The 16536-nt window shown below is 72.7% G+C and carries 13 protein-coding genes; 4 read left to right on the top strand and 9 right to left on the bottom strand.

The features are described 5' to 3' along the window. The first annotated feature begins 76 nt into the window (after positions 1–76). Positions 77–2551, top strand: coding sequence for a DEAD/DEAH box helicase (locus R2E43_RS20830; protein WP_332056450.1), 2475 nt, complete (start codon positions 77–79; stop codon positions 2549–2551). Here R2E43_RS20830 and R2E43_RS20825 read toward each other — a convergent pair. From R2E43_RS20825 to ssd, 7 genes are all read right to left on the bottom strand, one after another. Then, on the bottom strand, positions 2496–2933 hold the full coding sequence (locus R2E43_RS20825; protein ID WP_161270109.1) for an Rv3654c family TadE-like protein: 438 nt from the start codon (positions 2931–2933) through the stop codon (positions 2496–2498). The two genes, R2E43_RS20830 and R2E43_RS20825, sit on opposite strands and share 56 nt — an antisense overlap. A 236-nt stretch (positions 2934–3169) precedes the next feature. After that, the gene (locus R2E43_RS20820) at positions 3170–3622 is read right to left on the bottom strand and encodes a TadE family type IV pilus minor pilin (protein WP_003975384.1); all 453 of its coding nucleotides are present in this window, start codon (positions 3620–3622) and stop codon (positions 3170–3172) included. 7 nt (positions 3623–3629) lie between these two features. Next, on the bottom strand, positions 3630–3857 hold the full coding sequence (locus R2E43_RS20815; RefSeq protein WP_003975383.1) for a DUF4244 domain-containing protein: 228 nt from the start codon (positions 3855–3857) through the stop codon (positions 3630–3632). Between the two features lie 80 nt (positions 3858–3937). Continuing rightward, on the bottom strand, positions 3938–4741 hold the full coding sequence (locus R2E43_RS20810) for a type II secretion system F family protein (RefSeq protein WP_332056449.1): 804 nt from the start codon (positions 4739–4741) through the stop codon (positions 3938–3940). Beyond that, entirely contained in the window at positions 4738–5673 is a 936-nt protein-coding gene (locus R2E43_RS20805) for a type II secretion system F family protein (RefSeq protein ID WP_030867821.1), read from the bottom strand. The genes R2E43_RS20810 and R2E43_RS20805 overlap by 4 nt, the downstream gene beginning before the upstream one ends. A 35-nt stretch (positions 5674–5708) precedes the next feature. Continuing rightward, positions 5709–6881 (bottom strand): TadA family conjugal transfer-associated ATPase, encoded by a 1173-nt coding sequence (locus R2E43_RS20800; protein WP_037897599.1) that lies wholly within the window; start codon positions 6879–6881, stop codon positions 5709–5711. Between the two features lie 404 nt (positions 6882–7285). After that, complete coding sequence (gene ssd / locus R2E43_RS20795; protein WP_003975379.1) at positions 7286–8476, bottom strand: septum site-determining protein Ssd; 1191 nt, start codon at positions 8474–8476, stop codon at positions 7286–7288. A 612-nt stretch (positions 8477–9088) separates the two neighbouring features. Between ssd and R2E43_RS20790 the strand changes: the two genes are divergently transcribed. Continuing rightward, positions 9089–9946: an HAD family hydrolase gene (locus tag R2E43_RS20790; protein ID WP_161270110.1), complete on the top strand. Its 858-nt coding sequence runs from the start codon at positions 9089–9091 to the stop codon at positions 9944–9946. Positions 9947–10365: 419 nt separating this feature from the next. Here the strand turns inward: R2E43_RS20790 and R2E43_RS20785 are convergent, their stop codons facing one another. After that, positions 10366–11190 carry a Fic family protein gene (locus R2E43_RS20785; protein WP_003975377.1) on the bottom strand — a complete coding sequence of 275 codons (825 nt, stop codon included), beginning with the start codon at positions 11188–11190 and terminating at the stop codon, positions 10366–10368. Between the two features lie 111 nt (positions 11191–11301). Here R2E43_RS20785 and R2E43_RS20780 point away from each other — a divergent pair, with 111 nt between their 5' ends. Then, positions 11302–12282 carry an ATP-binding protein gene (locus R2E43_RS20780; RefSeq protein ID WP_016326561.1) on the top strand — a complete coding sequence of 327 codons (981 nt, stop codon included), beginning with the start codon at positions 11302–11304 and terminating at the stop codon, positions 12280–12282. Between the two features lie 51 nt (positions 12283–12333). Here the strand turns inward: R2E43_RS20780 and R2E43_RS20775 are convergent, their stop codons facing one another. Beyond that, positions 12334–13629 carry a polysaccharide deacetylase family protein gene (locus R2E43_RS20775; RefSeq protein ID WP_011029086.1) on the bottom strand — a complete coding sequence of 432 codons (1296 nt, stop codon included), beginning with the start codon at positions 13627–13629 and terminating at the stop codon, positions 12334–12336. A gap of 255 nt (positions 13630–13884) precedes the next feature. On the opposite strand from R2E43_RS20775, the gene R2E43_RS20770 reads away from it, so the two are divergent. Further along, positions 13885–16368 carry a SulP family inorganic anion transporter gene (locus tag R2E43_RS20770; protein ID WP_332056448.1) on the top strand — a complete coding sequence of 828 codons (2484 nt, stop codon included), beginning with the start codon at positions 13885–13887 and terminating at the stop codon, positions 16366–16368. The last annotated feature ends 168 nt before the right edge of the window (positions 16369–16536 follow it).

Genomic DNA, 16536 nt, shown 5'->3' with positions numbered 1-16536 from the left:
TCCAGCACCTTGCTATCGAGCGGTCGTCCCTCGGGACACCTCGGCTTGAAGCCCCCAGGACGGTTCGCCAGCCGCGATGGCATTCAATCACTTACCGGCAGGCGTGCACGACGCCTTGGTCCCATTGTCCGTCACGCCAGTGACAGACTCGGTGCCGATGGCCAAGAATCACCGACCCGATCGATCCCCGGCGGAGCCCGGCTCCCGGCCGGAACCGGGCATGCTCCTGGACCGGCTCGCCGCGGGACCGAGCCGGGCTGCGCGCATCACTCATACGGAGCACTTGCCCCCGCGTGCGGGCCGTCATGCCGTCTGGCCGGACCGGATTCGGCCGGAGGTCCTGGCCGCGGTACGGGCCGCGGGCATCGAACATCCCTGGGCCCACCAGGCACGCGTGGCCGAGCACGCCCTGGACGGCGACTCGGTGGTCGTCGCCACCGGCACCGCGTCGGGCAAGTCCCTGGCCTATCTGGTGCCGGTCCTGTCGGCCCTCGTGGACGGCTCCGAGGCGCCCAACGGACGCGGCGCCACGACCCTCTACCTGGCCCCCACCAAGGCGCTGGCGGCCGACCAGTGCCGGTCGGTGAAAGAACTTTCACAACCTCTCGGAACCTCCGTGCGGGCCGCGGTCTACGACGGCGACACTCCGTTCGAGGAACGCGAGTGGATCCGCCAGTACGGAACGTACGTCCTGACCAATCCGGACATGCTGCACCGCGGCATCCTGCCCTCCCACCCCCGCTGGTCGTCGTTCCTGAAGGCACTGAAGTACGTCGTGATCGACGAGTGCCACACCTACCGGGGCGTCTTCGGCTCCCACGTCGCCCAGGTGCTGCGCAGACTGCGCAGACTGTGTGCGCGCTACGGCGCGTCGCCGGTGTTCCTGCTCGCCTCCGCCACCGCCGCCGAGCCCTCGGTGGCGGCCCGCCGGCTCACCGGGCTCCCGGTGATCGAGGTCGCCGACGACGCGTCACCCCGCGGTGAACTGGTGTTCGCTCTGTGGGAACCGCCGCTGACCGAACTGGAGGGCGAGAAGGGCGCACCGGTCCGCCGGACGGCCACCGCGGAAGCCGCCGACCTGCTCACCGACCTCACGGTGCAGGGCATGCGCTCGATCACCTTCGTCCGCTCCCGGCGTGGCGCGGAGCTGATCTCGGTGATCGCCCAGGAGCGTCTGGCCGAGGTCGACCGCTCCCTGGCCGGGCGGGTGGCGGCGTACCGGGGCGGTTACCTCCCCGAGGAGCGCCGTGCCCTGGAACGCGCCCTGCACTCCGGCGACCTCCTCGGCCTCGCGGCGACGAACGCCCTCGAACTCGGCCTCGACATCTCCGGTCTGGACGCCGTGGTGATCGCCGGGTACCCGGGCACACGGGCCTCGCTGTGGCAGCAGGCGGGCCGGGCAGGGCGGGCCGGGCAGGGGGCGCTGGCCGTGCTGGTGGCCCGTGACGACCCGCTGGACACCTTCCTCGTCCACCACCCGGAGGCCCTCTTCGACCAGCCGGTGGAGTCCACCGTCCTCGACCCGGACAACCCGTACGTCCTCGCCCCCCACCTGTGTGCGGCAGCGGCGGAACTTCCCCTGACCGAGGAGGACCTGAAGCTCTTCGGTCCCGCCTGCGAGGAACTGCTGCCCCAACTGGAGGCGGCGAAGCTGCTGCGCCGCCGGACCCGGGCCTGGCACTGGACCCGCCGCGAGCGGGCCGCCGACCTGACGGACATCCGGGGCGAGGGCGGACGTCCGGTCCAGGTCGTCGAGGATGGCACGGGCAGGCTGCTGGGCACCGTGGACGCCGGTGCCGCCCACACGACCGTCCACGAGGGCGCCGTGCACCTCCACCAGGGGCGCACGTACCTCGTCCGCTCCCTGGACCTGGAGGACTCCGTCGCGCTGGTCGAGCAGGCCACCCCCGCCTACTCGACGGTGGCCCGCGACACCACGGCGATCTCGGTGCTGGAGACCGACATCGAGGTCCCCTGGGGCGACGGGCGCCTCTGCTACGGCTCCGTCGAGGTCACCAACCAGGTGGTCTCCTTCCTGCGCCGGCGCCTGATCACCGGCGAGGTCCTGGGCGAGACGAAGCTCGACCTCCCTCCTCGTACGCTGCGCACCCGCGCGGTGTGGTGGACCGTCACCGAGGACCAGTTGGACGCGGCCCGGATCAACCCGGAGATCCTCGGCGGGGCCCTGCACGCCGCCGAGCACGCCTCGATCGGCATGCTGCCCCTGTTCGCGACCTGCGACCGCTGGGACATCGGCGGCGTGTCGGTCCCCCTGCACCCGGACACGCTGCTGCCGACGGTCTTCGTGTACGACGGCCACCCCGGCGGCGCGGGCTTCGCCGAGCGGGCCTTCCACACGGCCCGCGACTGGCTGACCGCAACCCGCGAGGCCATCGCCTCCTGCGAGTGCGACGCGGGCTGTCCGTCCTGCATCCAGTCCCCCAAGTGCGGCAACGGCAACGATCCGCTGCACAAGCGGGGCGCGGTACGACTCCTCACGGTGCTGCTGCGGGGGGCGGCGGAGGCGGGGCCGGCGCAGCAGGCGGGGTAGGCGGGAGGGACCGCGCAGAGGGCAGGGGTGGTGCGGGCGCGGGCGTTTCGAGCGGGGCGGGGCCCGCCCTCGCCCTAACCTCCGCCGTGAACGGCCCGCTGCCCGACGCCGCCGTCACGTCCGAGATCTGCCCGGTGAGCACGCAGCGCACCAACCGCACCTCCTGCGCCCGCGCGACCCGCCCCGCCCTCTCGCACGCCGCGGTGGCGCCCTGCGCCCAGTCGTCCGCCGCGGCGAGCGCCGCCAGATCGGCGCCGCCCGCCGCGCGGTGCCGGGCCACGACGGCCTGCCCCAGGGCCAGCACGATGCCGAACACGAAACACAGAACGGCGATGGCGGCCACGCTCCACACGGTCGCCGACCCCCGGTCGGAGGCGTTCATGGCCCGACTCCCACCGGCGCCGTCCCTCACGGCACCGCCCTCACCGGTTGCGTCCCCCGGGGGTCGGCCTCCACCGGTTGCGGCCCTCACGGCCCGGCCTCCACCGGTTCGGTCCTTCACGGCTCGACCCCCACCGGTTCGGCCCCTCACGGCCCGGCCCCCACCGGTTGCGGCCCTCGCGGATCGACCCCCACCGGTTCGGCCCCTCACGGATCGACCCCCACCAGTTCGGTCCCTCACGGATCGACCCCCACCGGTTCCGCCGCCGTCGGCCCAGTGCCCACCGTCTGCTCCGCCGAAGCCACGGCCTCCTCCCGTACTTCGAAGGGCAGTCCGTGCAGAGCCGGTGGCTCGGCCACCACGACGACACGGACCAGGCCCGCCTCCCGGTGCACCGTGACCCGTGCTCCTCGTGGTGCCGCCGCACGGGCGAGCTCCACCACCGCATCCTCCGGGTCCTGTCGTGCCGCCGCACGGGCCCCCGCCCGGGCCGCGTCCACGCACTGGATCTGAGCGGCCACCACGAGCAGCCCCCACACGAGCGCCATCGCGAACACCACCAGCACGGGAAGCACCACGGCAGCCTCCGCCGTCACGAATCCGCTGTCCGGCCCGGTGCCCGCCCCGGCGGCCGGAGCTTCGCGCAGACGGCGTCCGGACGCACCGCGGACCCGGGTCCCGTCTCTCACCGCCCTTTCACATCCGCGCATCGAGAGCCCCCTTCACGATGCCCTGCAACTCCGCACTGACCGTGCCGCTCGTGACGACCTTGTACAGAACCACGGCGAAGGCCACCGCCGCGACGATCCCCATCGCGTACTCGGAGGTGACCATTCCCGCGTCCCGCCGCGCGGCCCGCCGTCGCACCGCCCCGAGTACTCCGCCCACCAGGGCACCCAGCCGTTCCCGCACCATCTGATACATCGCAACCCCCGTAAGGTTCGATTCCGTTGCCCGCTTGCTCATCCGTAGCTCGACTGCTGCTCGTCCGACGCCCCGATCCGTCAGCCACCGCCTCCCCCGCGACCCAGCACCCCGCCGGCCAGTCCGATGACCACCGGCAGTACGCCCACCGCGATGAACGCGGGCAGAAAGCACAGCCCCACCGGCGCGGTGACCATGACGGCCGCTCGACGGGCCCGGACCGTCGTGGTGCGGGCCCAGTCGGCACGGGCCTGGGCGGCCAGGCGGGCGACCGGGCCCGCCGCGGGCAGGCCGGACACCTCGGCCCGCTCCAGCAGCCGCGCCAGCGGCACGGCCCCCGGGACGGCGGCCAACCCCCGCCAGGCACCTGCCGGTTCGCCGCCGAGGCGCACCTCCGCGGCACCGCGCCCCAGCGCGTCCCCGACCGGTCCGCCCAGGGCCTCGCCGACCGCCCGCGCCGCCGCCACCGGACTCGCGCCCGCCGCGATGCAGGCCGCCAGCAGATCGGCCGCCAAAGGCAGTTGGCGAGCGGCTTGCGCGGCAGCAACCTGCGCCGCCTCCGTGCCCGCGGCCGAACGCCTGGCACTCCAACGCCACAGTGCGGCCGCGCCCACCAGCCCCACCAGGACCCCGACCGCACCGCCGACCAGGGCCCAGCCGGCGCCCACCGTGCCGGCCAGCGGCAGCCACGGGCGCAGGGTGCTCAGCGCTTCGGCGCGTCGCCCGGCGGAGCGGACCGGCGCCGACTGCGGTGCCAGTAGGCCCCTGAGGCGCCTGCGCAGCGCCCGGCCCCGCCGCGCGGTTCCAAGACCGCGCGCCAGTCGGCCGGCGACCAGCACCATCGCCACCACGGCCCCCAGCCTGTGGACAAAGTCGCCGTTCACGAAGTCGCCTCCGCTCCGCGCACGATCCGCGTCACCCACCACACGCCCAGGCTCTCCAGAGCCCCGCCGGCCAGCAGACAGCCCACCCCGGCACCGGTGTGCAGCAGCACGTGCAGGGGGTCGGACCCGAGGGCGACGCCGAGCAGCAGGCCCAGGACCGGAAGGCCGGCGAGCATCACGGCGGTGGCCCGGGCGCCGGCCAGTTGGGCGCGCAGGTCCGAGCGCTGGTCCCGCTCGGCACGCAGCGCGCCCTCCAGCCGGTCGAGACCGGCCGCGAGCCCCGCGCCCTGGTCGACCGCGACTCGCCAGCACGCCGCGAGACCGCGCAGTCCCTCGGCGCCGGGCTGCCCGGCCGCCAACGCCAGCGCGCCGGGGACGTCCCCGCCGAACCGGGCCGCCGCGAGCACCGCCGCCTGCGCCTCACCGAGCCCGGCGGAGTCCTGTGCGGCGCACAGGAGCGCCTCGCCCGGTTGCCGCCCCGCCCGCACCTCCCCGGCGAGCGTCCCGCACAGGGCGATCACCGCGTCCTGCCTGCGCTCCTTGGCCCGCCGCTCCCGACCGGCCAGCCGCACGCGCCGCAGTACCGGCACTCCGGCCGCCCCCGCGACGGCCGGCAGCACCGAGGTGCCCAGGATCGCCAGCACCAGCCCGGCGGCCAGCGACCACCACTCGGGCCTCAGGCGGCCCCTGAGACGCCGCAACTCCTCCGTCGTCCGACCCGCCGCAGGCAGCCCGGCGGCGCACGCCCCACCAGGCCTGTCAGACCCACCAGAACCGTCAGTCCCACTCGGCCCACCGGGCGCGAGCGTCCGGCCTTCGGCGAGGACCGTCCGCGCTCGCCGTACGCCTGAGTGCCACCCTCCTGCCAGCCAGACGGCCGCGCCCAGGCACACCAGGACCACGCCCGTCGACAGCTCGCCCGTCCCCGGCATGCCCGTCACCGGAGTGCCGGCCACCGTCATGCTCATCACCTCCCCGCCTCCCGTCCGACCGCCTGCTCTTCGACCCCCGCACCGCGCAACAGCTCCCGCAGCCGCTGCCAGCCGCGTTCGGCCACGAACGCCTCCGTCCCCCATCGCAGCGCCGGCACTGTCCGCACCAGCCCCGAGGGGTCCCGCTCCAGTACGTGCACCTCGGCGATCCGGCGCCGTCCCGCGCGGTCGCGGACCAGGTGGAGGACGACCGAGAGGGCCGCCGCGAGCTGACTGTGCAGAGCCGCGCGGTTCAGGCCCGCGGTCGTGCCGAGCGCCTCCAGCCGCGCCGGTACGTCGGCGGCGGCATTGGCGTGCACCGTTCCGCACCCGCCCTCGTGGCCCGTGTTCAACGCGGCGAGCAGATGGACCACTTCGGGACCCCGCACCTCACCCACGACCAGCCGGTCCGGCCGCATGCGCAGCGCCTGGCGCACCAGGTCCTCCAGGGTGACCAGACCGGCGCCCTCCTGATTGGCCGGTCTCGTCTCCAGACGGACGACGTGCGGATGGTCGGGTCGCAGTTCCGCCGAGTCCTCGGCCAGCACGATGCGCTCGTCCGGTCCGACCAGACCGAGCAGGGCGCTGAGCAGCGTCGTCTTGCCACTGCCGGTACCGCCGCTGACGAGGAAGGACAGCCGGGCCCGCAGCAGGGCGCGCAGCACGCGGTCACCGCCGGGCGGCACGGTGCCCGCCGCAGCCAACTCGCGGAGGGTGAAGGCGCGCGGCCGTACCACTCGCAGCGCGAGGCAGGTGCAGTCGACGGCGACCGGTGGCAGCACCGCGTGCAGCCGGGTGCCGTCGGGCAGCCTGGCGTCCACCCAGGGCCGGGCGTCGTCGAGCCGTCGCCCAGCGACGGTCGCGAGGCGCTGCGCGAGCCGCCGCACCGCCGCCGCGTCGGGGAAGGAGACCGGTGCCAGCTCCAGGCCGCCGCCCCGGTCCACCCAGACCCGGTCCGGTGCGGAGACCAGCACGTCGGTCACCGAGGGGTCGGCGAGCAGCGGCTCGAGTGGTCCGCTGCCGACCAGTTCCGACCTGAGCTGTTCGGCGGCACCGAGGATCTCGGCGTCCCCGAGCACCCGCCCCTGCTCCCGAAGTGCCTGCGCCACTCGCGCGGGCGTCGGCTCCGCCCCGCTCTCGGCGAGCCACCGCCGCACACCGTCGAGCATGCCGGGCGCGGCGCCGAGGCCGTTCTGTGCGACCGGCGCCGGAGACCGCAGAGAGCCCTGCGCCTGCGTCCGTGCCGGCGCGGGCCCGGGAGCCGGTCCCGTCAGCCCAGCGGGCGCCGAGCCCAGCCATGTCGTGGTCGCCGAGCCCCCCGATGCTCCGGAGTCCCGGCGCCCAGCACCATCGGCAGGCGACAACGATCCCGTAGGCGTCCTGGCGGGCTGACGGATCACCCAGCCCGGCGCCACCCGCGTGTCCAGTCCGTCGTGGGTCCCCTGGGCCCCGAGCGACCGGCCTCCCGTCCCCGCTCCCCCAGCCGCCCCCGCAATCCCGCCCTGCGCTCCCGCCGCCACCTCGTCCATCCCGACCCGCCTTCCACCGCTCACCACCGACCCGGTCACGCCCCTCACGAACCGCTCCCGCCCCGCCCGTCCGTCTCCGCCAGCGCCCGCTCCCAGAACCCACGGCAGAAGCGCGCCAGCGGGCCGCGGGCGGGTGTGCCCGGGGGGCGTCTGCTCTCCGTGGCCCGCAGCAGGCCGGACTCCACCGGCACCTCGCCGGCCAGGGGAAGGTCGAGCAACCGGGCCACCTCACGGTCGTCGAGTCCGGAGCCGTAGGGTCCGCGCACCACGACCCGAAGGTCGCGCAGCACCATGCCCACCGCCGCCGCCACCCGGCCCGCCGCCGCGACGGCCCGCAGCTCGGCGGGGACGACGAGGAGCCCGATGTCGAGTTGCGCGAGGACCTCGGCGACCCCGTCGTCGATCCGGCGAGGCAGGTCGACGACGACCGTGCCGCCCCTTCGCCGGGCCGCCGCGAGCACCGCTCGAACGGCCTGCGGCGGTACCGCGACGCAGTCGCCCCGGTCCCAGCTCAGCACCCGCAGCGAATGCAACTGGGGCAGCGACTCCTCCAGTGCACCGCCGCCGACCCGCCCTCGCGATGCCGCGAACGCCGGCCACCTCAGCCCCTCGGCCGTCTCACCGCCGAGCAGGACGTCGAGGCCGCCGCCCAGGGGATCGGCGTCCACCAGGAGACTGCGCAACCCCTCCCGCGCGGAGGTGACGGCGAGCGCGCAGGCCAGTGTGGACGCTCCGGCGCCGCCCCGGCCGCCGATGACGCCGACGGTGAGGGCCGGACGGCCGACGCCCTCGGCGACGTCGGCGATGCGGTCGACCAGCCACTGTTCACCGTCGGGCAGCATCAGGACGTGGTCGGCGCCGATCTCGACGGCCCGCTGCCAGATCCCCGAGTCGTCCTGATCGCGGCCCACGAGGACCACTCCCCGTCTCCGCACCGCTCCCCGCACCCGCCGCGCCGCGTCGTCCCCGACGAGGACCAGGGGCGCGGTCTCCCATCCGGTCCGCCTCCCGGCCGCCGCGGGTGCGGGAGACGCCGAGGAAGCCACCGCCGTCAGTGCCGAAGGCGCCGAAGGAGGCGTCACGGGCACCGAGTGGTGCACCTCCGGCGTGGCGCCCGCGGCCGCGCACAGGCGCAGCAGGTCGTCGAGGAGCTCCGTGTCCTCGGTGACGATCAGGGGTCCACCCTGTCGCCCTCCGGCGGCGGACGGCGGGTCGTGCGTGATCGTTCCAGTCATGGTCTTTCCCCCTTCGGCGCGGCTACCGCAGGCGCGCCCCGTGTCTCGTGGTCTCTCGCGCAGCCGCCGCGGCCCCGCGATTTGCGGCCGCGTGAAGAACCGGAAAGCGGTCCCCGCACGAGCGGCCCACATCACGCGTCCGGCAAACAGATCCGGCCAAGGAACTCGGCACGGCCCGGACGCATGGGAATCACGGTGCAGCGATCCGGGAAATCGTGTGGATCTTGGTCAAAAACTGTGGACAACTCGATGGTTGTGAATATCGACTCACTCGAACCGGTGACCCTCCTCCGGTTCCGCTCCACCCCGCGTGCGAATGCCGCAGAGCAGTCCGGTCGCTACGCTGTGTAGCGGACCGTGGTCGCGACAACGCCTGGGCCCCGCGCCGCAACGGCACGGGGCCCAGATCGTAAGAAGTGCGGAAAACCCACCCGGACATGCGACGACCCCCGCCGGGGGGGAGAGCGGGGGTCGTCTCCACGGCCGACTCGGGGGGGGGAGGAGTCGGACCGGGTTAGCACGGTCGCGAACGATCCGTGACTTCCATGGTGTACCCGAGAGCCCTCTCAGGCAAACCCACGCGCCACAGCTTACGCCGAATGGGCTGCGCCTATGCTCAGGGTTGTGGAAAACCACCCCTCGCCCCACTCCGCGTCTCACTCCATGCCCCGCACGGCGGCCTTCTTTGACCTGGACAAGACGGTCATTGCGAAGTCGAGCACGCTCACGTTCAGCAAGTCGTTCTACCAAGGCGGGCTGATCAACCGCAGGGCCGTGCTGCGTACCGCATATGCCCAGTTCGTGTTCCTCGCCGGCGGCGCCGACCACGACCAGATGGAGCGGATGCGCGAGTACCTCTCCGCACTGTGCCGCGGGTGGAACGTCCAGCTGGTCAAGGAACTCGTCGCCGAGACCCTGCACGACCTGATCGACCCGATCATCTACGACGAGGCGGCCTCCCTGATCGAGGAGCACCACACCGCCGGTCGCGACGTCGTGATCGTCTCGACCTCGGGCGCCGAGGTGGTCGAGCCGATCGGCGAGCTGCTCGGCGCCGACCGGGTGGTGGCGACCCGCATGATCGTCGGTGAGGACGGCTGCTTCACCGGAGAGGTGGAGTACTACGCGTACGGCCCGACCAAGGCGGAGGCGATCCGGGAGCTGGCCGGGTCCGAGGGGTACGACCTGTCCCGCTGCTACGCCTACAGCGACTCGGCGACCGACCTGCCGATGCTGGAGGCCGTCGGCCACCCGCACGCGGTCAACCCGGACCGGGCGCTGCGCCGGGAAGCCCTCGCGCGCGAGTGGCCGATTCTCGATTTCCATCGCCCGGTGCGGCTCAAGCAGCGGATCGGTGGATTCTCCGTGCCCCCGCGTCCCGCCCTCGTCGCGGCCGCCGCGATAGGCGCCGCGGCGGCGACCGCGGGTCTCGTCTGGTACGCGAGCCGACGACGGTCCCCGGCGGCCTGACCGGCGCCCTCGGGCCGATCGGTCGTCGGTTCGCCCCGTCGGCCGGATCAGCGCTTTCACCCGCGTATGACCGCAAAAGTAAAGAAGTGCGGCGAGCACTTCCGCTTACTCGGGACCGGTAGTACAAAGGACTCAACGGCCCGCGAGACCAAGGACATCCGAAAGGATCACCTTAAACACGCATATGGCCCAACGGACCGAGCATGGACACCGGGCACCCACGCGACGTCGACCCGTCGATTACGGGCCAGCCGCACCAGGTCACGGGCGAAGTTCCCGGCCTGATGGGCACATATCGAGGACGCTTGGTAACCGGGTGGTCATGCCAGCGGCGGTACGAGCATTCGTACCGCCGCATTCCTGTGGCGTCTGCCCCGGCCCCTGTCCGGCGAACAAGCGCGGACAGGCGCGCACGGGCCCTACGCCGCCCCGCGCTGGAGCGCCTCGCACACCGCCGTCGACTCGCGGGCACCGAGGGCGACCGCCTTGCCGCAATGGGCGATCCAGGCGGCCATGCCCTCCGGGGTTCCGGAGACATAGCCGTCGAGCGCCGCCAGGTAGGCCGCGCGCCCCAGCTCCGCGTGACCGACCTCGGCCGGGCACACCGACTTGGGGTCCAGTCCGCTGCCGACCAGGACGATGCGCTCCGCCGCGCGCGCGACCAGGCCGTTGTCGGAGGTGAAGGGGCGCAGCGCCAGCAGTTCCCCGTGCACCACCGCAGCCGTCACCAGCGCCGGTGCGGAACCGCCGGCCGCGACCAGCGCGGCCAGCCCGTCCAGGCGGCCGTGCGCCTCCTGGGCGTCGGGCAGCGGCAGCTCGACGAGCGGTTCGTCCACCGGCTCGCCGTTCTGGCGGGGCCGCCCCACCTGGTCGGCGTTGTCCGCGGCCGCCACCAGGTGCAGCCGGGCCAGCACGCGCAGCGGCGACTGTCGCCAGATGGACAGCAGCTGCCCCGCCTCGGCGGTCAGCCGCAACGCGGCGCCCACCGCGCGGGCCTCGACGTCGCCACTGAAGTCGCTCCGCCGGCGCACCTCCTCCAGGGCCCAGTCCGCCCCGGACAGTGCCGCCGAACCCCGGGCGCCGCGCAGTGCCGCCTCGGAGGTGATCTCGTTGCTGCGGCGCCGCATGATCCGGTGGCCGTAGACACGGTCCACGGCCTTGCGTACGGACTCCACGGACTCGGCCACACCGGGCAGGGCGCCCAGGGCCGCGAGCGGATCGGCGTTCGCGCCTGTCGTACTCATGAGTAAGACCCTACGCAACCCGGCGCCGTGCCCCACGAACGAGTGGTCTTCTTCACCCCCGGCCCGCCTCCCGTGCCACGTACAGCTATCGAGCCACTACTCTTGGTGAACATGAAAATTGCTTTCGTCGGGAAGGGCGGCAGCGGCAAGACCACCCTGTCCTCCCTGTTCGTCCGCCACCTCGCCGCCACCGGCGCGCCCGTCGTCGCGATCGACGCCGACATCAACCAGCACCTGGGGGCAGCGCTGGGCCTCGACGACGCGGAGGCGGCCGGGCTGCCCGCGATGGGCGAGCACCTTTCGCTGATCAAGGACCACCTGCGCGGCACCAACCCGCGCATCGCCTCCACCGAGAAAATGATCAAAACGACGCCGCCCGGCGAGGGCTCGCGCCTGCTGCGCGTGCGCGAGGACAACCCGGTCTACGACGCCTGCGCCCGGCCGGTGGAACTCGACGGCGGGACCGTCCGTTTGATGGTCACCGGGCCTTTCACGGACGCCGACCTGGGGGTCGCCTGCTACCACTCCAAGACCGGAGCCGTGGAGCTGTGCCTGAACCACCTGGTCGACGCGCGTGACGAGTACGTCGTGGTGGACATGACCGCCGGCTCCGACTCGTTCGCCTCCGGCATGTTCACCCGTTTCGACATCACGTTCCTCGTCGCCGAGCCGACCCGCAAGGGGGTCTCCGTCTACCGCCAGTACAAGGAGTACGCCCGCGACTTCGGCGTCACCCTGAAGGTCGTCGGCAACAAGGTGCAGGGGCAGGACGACCTCGACTTCCTGCACGACGAGGTGGGGGACGACCTGCTGGTCACCGTCGGGCACTCGGACTGGGTGCGCGCCATGGAGAAGGGCCGCCCGCCACGGTTCGAGCTCCTGGAGGAGACCAACAGCCGGGCGCTGCGCACGCTGCGCACGGCCGTCGACGCGACGTACGAGCTGCGGGACTGGGCGCGTTACACCCAGCAGATGGTCCACTTCCATCTGAAGAACGCCCACAGCTGGGGCAACGAGCGCACCGGGGACGACCTGGCGGCGCAGGTCGACCCCGGTTTCGTCCTCGGCGAGGAGGTCGCCACCCTCGCGTGACCCGCCGGCCCCCGCGACCTCGTACGCCTCGGAGCGGCCGGCGGCCGGGCCCTACTGCTTGGCGGCCGGCGCCCCGGGCACACCCTTGGGCGCCGGTGCGGGCGCGGCCGACAGGAAGGACGCCCAGCCCTTCTTCGGAGTCTCACCGACGCCGAGGGTGCGCAGCTTCTTCAGGACCTTGGGGTCCTGGGCGTCCAGCCAGTCCGCGAGCTGCCGGAAGGAGACGCAGCGCACCTCCTCCTTGGTGCACACCGTCTCGACGACCTCCTCCACGGCGCGCATGTAGGTGCCGCCGTTCCAGGACTCGAAGTGGTTGCCGATGATCAGCGGCGCGCGGTTCCCGTCGTAGGCCCGCTCGAAGCCCTTCAGCAGGCTGTCACGCATCTGGTCGCCCCAGAACTCGCGCTTGGCGGGGTCGCCCTGGGTGGCGGTGCCCGACTGGTTGACCATGTAGTTGTAGTCCATGGTGAGCTGCTCGTAGGAGTGGCCGGGGAACGGCACGAGCTGCATCGACAGGTCCCACAGGCCCTCCTTCTTCGACGGCCAGACCTGGTTGTTCACCCCGCTGCTGTCGTAGCGGAAGCCCATCTGGCTCGCCGCCTTCATGAAGTTCTTCTGGCCCTCCAGGCACGGAGTGCGGGCGCCGATCAACTCCTTCTCGTAGTCGAAGGGCAGGGGCGCCGCGTTCTTCATCCCGGTGTTGGTCTTCCAGGTCTTCACGAACTGCTTGGCCTGGCTGATCTCCTCCTTCCACTCCTCGACGGACCACTCGCCGACCCCACCGCCGGCGCCGCAGAAGTGCCCGTTGAAGTGGGTGCCGATCTCGTTGCCCTCCTGCCACGCCAGCCGCAGCTGCTTGACGGTGTCGGCGATGCCCTGTTCGTCGTTGAAGCCGATGTCGGAGCGGCCCGGGGAGTGCTGGGGCGGGTTGTACAGGTCCCGCTTCTCGGTCGGCAGCATGTACACGCCGCTCAGGAAGTACGTCATGGTGGCGTTGTTCTCCTTGGCCACTTCGCGGAAGTGCGAGAACAACTTCTGGCTGTCCTCACCCGCGCCGTCCCACGAGAACACCACGAACTGCGGGGGCTTCTGACCGGGCTTGAGACGTTCGGGCCGGGGCAGGTGCGGCTGAGCCCCGGTGTACGCGGTGGAACCGTCACCGATCAGCCGGACCGCGTTCTTGGGCGCCGGTGCCGCCTTCCCCTTCTCTTTTCCCGGGCCTTGGGTCCCTTCGCCGGAACCGGTGCCGTTGTCGATCGCGCAACCGGCCAGCGACGCGGCGCAGACCGCGGCGACCACGGCGCGCGCGGCCGTCTTGCGGGAGGCCATCCTGCGAGTGGCGGCCATGTCCGCCCACCTTCTTCCTTCTCTCGGGCCAACGCCGACTAGGCGATGTCGGGTGCTGAGCCGGGCCGTGCCGTCAGCGCCGTCAAGGTGACACGGAAATGAGAAGGAATTAGTACGACAAGCCGATGAAATAACTGCTCCACCCGAATGCGCGGGGCGTTACTCCGTTCGCGCTAAAAACCTATGCCTCTTCTTTACTCTGAATTACTCTCTATTTACTCGCTGTAATCGAACGGATACTCAGGAGACGGGAACATGTCAGCCTGCGTCCCCGCCCGCGCCGATTCGGCCCGGACCAAGCACGTCCACCCACCCCACAGCCCGCCGCCCCACGGCCCCCGGCGCTTCCGCGTCGCGGGTGCCGACGTCTCGGCCGCGATCGCGGTCTTCCTGATCGCCCTCCCCCTCTCCCTGGGCATCGCCCTCGCCACCGGCGCCCCCCTCCAGGCCGGCCTCGTCGCCGCCGCCGTGGGCGGGATCGTCGCCGGACGGATCGGCGGCTGCCCACTCCAGGTCAGCGGCCCCGCCGCCGGGCTCACCGTGGTCACCGCCGACCTCATCCAGCACTACGGGTGGCGTACGACCTGCGCCATCACCGTCTTCGCCGGGATCGCCCAGCTGGGGCTGGGCTGCCTGCGCGTGGCACGCTCGGCGCTCGCCGTGAGCCCCGCCATCGTGCACGGCATGCTCGCCGGCATCGGCGTCACCATCGCCGTCGCCCAGCTGCACATCGTCCTCGGCGGCACCCCCCAGAGCTCCGTGCCCGACAACCTGGTCGCGCTGCCCGCCCAGTTGGCGAACCTCCACCCGGCGGACCTGGCCGTGAGCGTGCTGACCCTCACCCTGCTGCTGCTCTGGCCCCGCATCCCCGGCCGGGCGGGCCAGGCCCTGGGCAAGCTGCCCGCCGCCCTGATCGCCGTCGCGGGTGCCACCGCGGTCGCCGCCCTTACCGGGCTTCGCCTGCCCAAGGTCGACCTGCCGTCCTGGAGCAGCCACGCCCTGGCCTCGCTGCCCGACGGCCCGGTACTGGGTCTCGTCGCCGCTGTCCTCACCACCACGCTGGTGTGCAGCGTGCAGTCCCTGCTCGGCGCGGTCGCCGTCGACAAACTGGTCGCCGCCCGACCCTCCCTGACCGGCCGCGTCAAGCGCTCCGACCTCGACCGGGAACTGCTCGGTCAGGGAGCCGCCAACATCGTCTCCGGGTCGCTCGGCGGACTGCCCATCGCCGGTGTGGCCGTGCGCAGTTCCGCGAACGTGGCGGCGGGCGCCGTCAGCCGGAACTCCACGATGCTGCACGGCGTTCTCGTAGTGATCGCCGCACTGCTGATGGTCCCGGCCCTGGAGCTCATCCCGCTCGCCTCGCTCGCCGCCCTGGTCATGGCCGTCGGCCTCAAGATGGTGTCGCTGAACCACATCCGTACGGTGACCCGCCACCGTGAGGTGCTGGTCTACGCGGTCACCACCTGCGGCGTGGTGTTCCTCGGCGTCCTGGAGGGCGTCGCACTGGGCATCGCCGTCGCCGTCGGCGTCGCCCTGCACCGGCTCACCCGCACCCGGATCACTCATGACGAGACGGAGGGAGTCCATCACGTCCATGTACGCGGCCAGTTGACCTTCCTCGCCGTGCCGCGGCTCAGCCGGGTCCTGCACCAGGTGCCCCACGGAGCGGACGCCGTCGTCGAGCTGGACGGGTCGTTCATGGACCACGCGGCGTACGAGACGCTGCAGGACTGGCAGAAGACGCACACCGCGCAGGGCGGCTCCGTCGACATCACCGGCCGCCGGCCCGGCACCCGGATCTCCGAACCGGCCGAGGAGGACGGCTGCCGCTGCCGTCCTTGGACGCCCTGGCGCAACCACCAGTGCGAACGCCCGCCGACGGCCCCACCACGCGGCACGGCCGGGCGGTCGGCCACCGACGGATCCCCGGCCGGGAACCTCGGCACCGCGACCGGCCCGAACACACCCGGCACGAGAGACGCAACAGGCGCAACAGGCGGGTCCGGCGCCCCCGACGGGCCCACCGGACACGAACTCGCCCGTGGCATCAGCGCGTTCCACCGCAACACCGGCCCACTGATGCGCCGTGAGCTGGCCCGGCTGGCCCGGGAGGGACAGCAGCCCTCCCAGCTCTTCCTGACCTGCGCAGACTCGCGGGTGGTCACATCGATGATCACCTCCAGCGGTCCCGGCGATCTGTTCGTGGTGCGCAACGTCGGCAACTTCGTACCGCTGCCCGGCGAGGAGAGCGGCGACGACTCGGTGGCCGCGGCGATCGAGTACGCCGTGGACGTACTGAAGGTGCGCTCCATCACGGTGTGCGGGCACTCCGGGTGCGGGGCGATGCAGGCACTGCTCGCCGCCGAACCCGGTGGTGCGCACACGCCCCTCCAGCGGTGGCTGCGGCACGGGCTGCCCAGCCTGGAGCGCGCCCTGCCGGACGTAGACGTGGACGTGGACTTGAACGAGCAGGAGCAGAAGCGTGGGGCCGGTCGCGCCCGCCCCCGGCTGGCCGGACGCGGGGCCGCCGACACGGCCGAGCGGCTGTGCCTGGCCAACGTGGTCCAGCAGTTGGAGCACCTGCGCGCCCACGACTCGGTGGCCCGGGCGCTGGGCGCCGGAGACCTGGAGCTGCACGGCATGTACTTCCACGTGGGCGAGGCCCAGTCGTACCTGCTGTCCGAGGACGCGGAAGGCAGCGTGTTCGAGCTGGTGCGGGAGACGAACCTGACCGCCTGACCGCCCGGCAGGACCGTCCGAGCGGTCCCGGGAGCCGCGGCGCGGGCGGGTGTGAGCGGCGTTACACACCCTGAACCCCGCGCCGTCGGCGTCCGTGGGTACGGGTGACCACGGACCACAGAGCCACGGACGAGACACAGCAGGCAGGCGGCGACCAGAACAGGTCTA

The organism is Streptomyces violaceoruber (assembly GCF_033406955.1).
Lineage (GTDB): Bacteria > Actinomycetota > Actinomycetes > Streptomycetales > Streptomycetaceae > Streptomyces > Streptomyces violaceoruber.
Note: the sequence above shows the minus strand (reverse complement) of the source record. Positions and strands in the feature narration are given on the sequence as shown.